Annotated in this window: 1 protein-coding gene; it reads right to left on the reverse strand. The window is 31.4% G+C overall.

Annotation, left to right across the window (positions count from 1 at the left end; all coding sequences use genetic code 11):
* Positions 1-94 precede the first annotated feature (94 nt).
* Entirely contained in the window at positions 95-3040 is a 2946-nt protein-coding gene (locus tag ACUVXA_RS18490; protein ID WP_445872764.1) for an ATP-binding protein, read from the reverse strand.
* Between the last annotated feature and the right edge of the window lie 311 nt (positions 3041-3351).

Here is a 3351-nt window from a genome sequence, read left to right on the forward strand (position 1 = left end):
GTGGTGAGTATGATAATAAAATGACCTAATAACTTAAATACCGCAAAACTTTAGTTTATTATTTATAATTCTTCAATATAGATAACATTATTATTTAACCATTTTTACCTATAATAAGTATGTGGAAAGTTTTATTTTCATTTACTCTTTTTTCAAGAATTAGTTTTAATTCTGATATTCCCTTTTCTGTAAAGCTAATTATTTCAGGGCAGTTATTTTCCTTCTCATACCATTTTTTGATTTGGTTTGCCGCTTTTTCTTCAAAAGTAAGGATTACTCCCTGCCTATATTCTACCCAGTTGCTCTCCTTTATTATCTTATTTTTATCTCCATTTTTTATAAGATGTATTGAAGCATTAAGTTTATAATTTTTTAAAAAATTTTTCAATTCATTATTCATAAAGGCTAAGCTAACATCCTTATTTATATGGTAAAGAACTTGTTTTCCAGAAATTGGAGAAACATATATGGTTCGTAAAAGTTCATTTTTTGAGTGCATCTTATCTAATAATTCTTGCGTCTTTAAGTTGTTCATTTCAATTAATTCTTCAGCCTTATCCACCGTGATGTAATCATTTTTTACTAACCAGGATAAAATTTCATTTATATGTTTCTCCTTTTGATCCCGAAACTCTAGTTTTTCTTCAATTGTTATATCTTTAATTTCTTTTTCTGGGTACAACCATTGATGGTGATTCATATTATGTTCTTTTATTTCTTGAAATGTGATTTTAGGAATTTGTTGATTTAATGTTCTAATCCTGAAGGGATATGGATAATCAGCTAATTTCATTATTGCCTCACGTTTGGGTTGAATCACAAGATGTCTTTTCTGCTCCTCTGCGATATTAAGTCCTAGTCTAATGTATTTTTCCTCTTCCGGAGATTTGAAAGCTATTCGAAAAATTACTCGTGTATTACAATTTGAAAGTGCCACTTTTGATATAGCTGGATCTTGACATATTAAAACTAATCCCTGGCCTTTTCCACGTTCGATTGTGATCATATCCTCAACTATGGTTGTATCTCCACTACTGTGACGCTTAAAAATTTCAGGCACTAGAAAACGGGCATCATCTACTATAACTAGATGTCGTAGTTCCTCAGAATTCATCCTTCTCAATCCAGCCTGAAAAACTTGGAGCATAATAAGATTCATAATAATTTTAGTATCTTCTTTTGTTCCTCCTTGAGAAAGTAGATAACTAAAATCTATTATAACAACATTTTCCAATAGTTCATTTAGGCTAAGGTTAGTTTTTTCCACATCAAAAACTCGGCTGAGAATTCCTTGACGAAAAACATTCAACCGTGCATCTATAGCGAGTACGGTGCTGTCAACATAAGGGGCAGTAAGCCTATTATTCTCAGCATATTCACTGAGTAATTTGCGTAATGCTTCAAAGTTTCTATATCTTTCCTCTTTTACTACTTTAGGCAATACTTCCCCTAAAACCCGCGACATCTGTAGTGAGAGATCCCCGTCAATCCGAAATAGTGAGTGAAGGGTTTCATTAATAAGGCCACATAGTCTTCGAGCATAATCCTCTGATTCCATCTCTCCGGGATCAAATAAATTAATTTTTAGGGGCGCAAACTCACTGCCTGGACAGATTATAACCATATTTTTCGTAACTTCTAGTGGGAGAGATTTTATAAGTCCGAGAAACTCGCCCTTATTTTCAAATATCAACATTGGTAAAGGTTTTTTTCTTAACAATTTATCGACAAGATTAATAACATAGCGGGTTTTTCCGCTCCCAACAGTACCCAAAATCGCAAGTCCACGTCTCAAATCTTCTGGGTCAAGCATGCAAGTAAATATTTTACGTTCTTTATACAAAACATAGGCTGTAGGTATTCCTGTGTAATAGTTAAATATGGTGTTTGGAGGAATCTCAAAATCAGGATATTCGTAGGCCTCGATACCTGGGACCGGTTTTTCTGGAAAATGTATTAGAGCTGCAAGTCTAGTACTCGCCATCTTACTAGTTCTTCCCACAGATTTTCGTAGAACAATTTTTTTTGATTTTCTTTTAATCTCTCTTCCGCTAAGAATCTTTATATCTGGACTATAATTTACTCCAGAATACACGGTAGTTAAAATGTTTTTAACCTGTGTAGTCCGTATTTCTGTTTTATCCTCAGTTTCCGTTTTAACAATAATGTATGATGAAACATCCCAAAAACCAGTAATATGCCCTAATTCTTTTTCTCTTTCTTCTAATTCATTCTCATTTACTTGCACAAGAATTTCTCCATTAGAGGATTTCAGCTTTCTGTTTGTTGTTCTTTTCTTTTTTACTCTAGAAGGTTTAATCGCTTTGAAATGGACAATAAAATGAGCATCTATACCCAGTCGTGTTAAGCCTCTAACAAGGCTATCGATTTGAGAATACTTTTCATATGGTGATTTTTCTATCCTACCCCTCATAAGAATTGCACTTACCCAAATTTCGGACTCATTTGTTCTAAAAATTAAAAAATTCTTTTTTTTAACCATTTCTGAGTTAATATCAATAATATTGAAAATTTCTTTCAAGTCATCAAATTCTTTTATTTCTGCTTTGATATTGGGAAAACGTGTTTCTAAGCTAATTTTTAGTGAATGGATTTTCTTCCAAGCTTCCTTGAAACATTTTTCTCCTCTAAAACCTTGATGGTAAGCATAAAAGTAAATACTAATATTGTCTTTCTGAATATGCAATTCAAAACTTACTTCTTTAACATTTCTCCACATTGAAGTCAAATGTTGATGTATGTAATGAATAAATGTACTAGAACCTTCCTGAAAATTCTGTCTTTGCATCTTTACTTCTTCTCTAGGTATATTCAAAATTTTAAGACAGGTAATAAAATTATAGCGAATACTTCTACAATAAATACCACGGGAAAGTACACCAATAGAAGTTCTGCTAATGATGAAGATAGAAAAACAAAAACATACTAAAACAAGTATAAAGAGAGCTAATTCTAAGAAAGATTGTATAGAAGATAAAAATAAAGACGGAATCAAGAAATAATCAAGAAATATGCTCATAAAACACCATCTTGAACATCGTATGATTAACAGAGTTTTTAAATAGTTGAAACTTTTTTATAGTAAAGGAATCTAAAATATTTAATCAGTTATTAATCATTAGAGTAAACTTGATTATACTTGTTATTAATCCTCTAAATTTTCATTTCATGATATTTAAACACCCCTCAGCTACAACTTTAATAGAAGCTGTAATTTTTTAGTGTACTGAAGATATATTATTAAAGTGGAATTTTCAATTTTAAGAAATAATAACTGGGCGTAAAAAGTCTTTTGTGCAATTTTAACCGAAAGGTTGGAGTATTGCTTCA

Source organism: Candidatus Jordarchaeum sp., assembly GCF_052745115.1.